We start from the raw sequence: 1,560 nt of genomic DNA on the forward strand, positions 1-1,560 counted from the left end.
GTCGATCCACCATGGCGAGCGATGCGCCGACCGCCCACGCATCCGACCTCGACTGGCTGCTGAGCGGCCTCGTGCAGCGCGTGCCGCACACCAGCAGCGCGGTGCTGCTGTCCTGCGACGGGCTGGTGAAGGCCGTGCACGGGCTGGACCAGGACAGCGCCGACCACATGGCCGCGCTCGCCTCCGGCCTGTACTCGCTGGGCCGCAGCGCGGGTGTCCGGTTCGGGGACGGCGGGGAGGTACGGCAGGTCGTGGTCGAGCTGGACTCCACCCTGCTGTTCGTCACCACCGCAGGCTCCGGCACCTGTCTCGCCGTGCTCGCCGGGCGTGAGGCCGACGCCGCCGTGCTCGGCTACGAGATGGCGATGCTGGTCAAGAGTGTCCGCCCGTACCTCGTCACCGCGCCCCGTCAGCCCGCCGCCGACCCGACGGCGATGAGGCCGTGAGCGTGACCGCCGTGGGCGACGGGCCCTGGCTCGACGACGCGGCCGGGCGGCTGGTGCGGCCGTTCACGGTCAGCAACGGCCGTACCGAACCCAGCGTCGCGCTGGACCTGATCTCCCAGGTGATGGCCACCGGAGTCCCCCCGCTCGGCTATCTCGGCCCCGAGCACGCGCAGGCGCTCGACCTGTCCCGCGCGCCCGTGTCGGTCGCCGAGGTGGCCGCGCACCTGAGGCTGCCGGCCGTGGTCACCAAAGTGCTGCTGTCGGACCTCGTCGACTGCGGGGCGCTGACCACCGGGCCCCCCGCGTTCCACCACCACCCCACTGACCGGTCTCTGCTGGAGGCAGTGCTCGATGGACTACGACGACAGCTCTGACCCGTACAGCTCCGACCCGTTCCCCACCGCGCTCAAGATCCTGGTGGCGGGCGGATTCGGGGTGGGCAAGACGACCTTCGTGGGCGCGGTCAGCGAGATCGCGCCGCTCAGCACGGAGGAACTGCTCACCACGGCCGGCGCGGCCACCGACAACCTGGACGGCATCGAGAACAAGGTCGAGACGACCGTCGCCATGGACTTCGGCCGGATCACCCTCGACCCCCGGCACGTCCTGTACCTGTTCGGCACGCCCGGCCAGGAACGGTTCTGGTTCATGTGGGACGAGCTGTCCGAGGGCGCCCTCGGCGCGGTCATCCTGGCCGACACCCGCCGTCTGGAGGAGTGCTTCGCCGCCGTCGACTTCTTCGAGGAACGCGGCGTCGCCTTCATCGTGGCCGTCAACGAGTTCGACGGCGCCTTCCGCTACGACCCCGACGAGGTACGTGCCGCACTCGACCTGAGCCCCGCCGTCCCGGTCGTCCCCTGCGACGCCCGTATCTCCAGTTCCGGCGTGCAGACCCTGCTCACCCTCGTACGCCACCTCCTCGCCCACGTCCCGGCGCCCGTGCCCGTGCACGGAGCCCCCGTCCAGGGAGCGCGGTCATGATGTACGAACCGGTCCGCCGGGTCCGGGGTCTGCTGCTCACGCCGGAGGACAAGGCGGCCCCGGCCCGCACCGCCCGGCTGCGCCGCCTCGGCCTCGGGGAGCGCGCCGAACCCGCGCTCGACGCCTTCGCCGA

3 protein-coding genes and 1 pseudogene are annotated in these 1,560 nt (G+C 72.2%); all 4 read left to right on the top strand.

Going from position 1 to position 1,560, the window contains the following annotated elements; genetic code table 11:
• The first annotated feature begins 11 nt into the window (after positions 1 to 11).
• Positions 12 to 446, top strand: a complete 435-nt coding sequence (locus tag GT030_RS16850) for a roadblock/LC7 domain-containing protein (protein WP_161201802.1) — start codon at positions 12 to 14, stop codon at positions 444 to 446.
• A 2-nt stretch (positions 447 to 448) separates the two neighbouring features.
• Positions 449 to 820, top strand: coding sequence for a DUF742 domain-containing protein (locus GT030_RS16855; RefSeq protein WP_161201804.1), 372 nt, complete (start codon positions 449 to 451; stop codon positions 818 to 820).
• Positions 798 to 1,427, top strand: coding sequence for an ATP/GTP-binding protein (locus tag GT030_RS16860; RefSeq protein ID WP_161201803.1), 630 nt, complete (start codon positions 798 to 800; stop codon positions 1,425 to 1,427). Before GT030_RS16855 ends, GT030_RS16860 begins: the two co-directional genes overlap by 23 nt.
• Positions 1,424 to 1,560 (top strand): annotated as a pseudogene (locus GT030_RS16865) (GAF domain-containing protein); the annotation flags it as partial. The gene GT030_RS16860 and the pseudogene GT030_RS16865, both read left to right, overlap by 4 nt.

Origin of the sequence: Streptomyces sp. SID1328, from assembly GCF_009865595.1 — a bacterium.
In the GTDB taxonomy this organism is placed as follows: Bacteria; Actinomycetota; Actinomycetes; order Streptomycetales; family Streptomycetaceae; genus Streptomyces; species Streptomyces griseoluteus.

Coding starts and splice junctions, on each gene's coding strand:
- GT030_RS16860 (WP_161201803.1), top strand. CDS start 798: ATGGACTACGACGACAGCTCTGACCCGTACAGCTCCGACCCGTTCCCC.
- GT030_RS16850 (WP_161201802.1), top strand. CDS start 12: ATGGCGAGCGATGCGCCGACCGCCCACGCATCCGACCTCGACTGGCTG.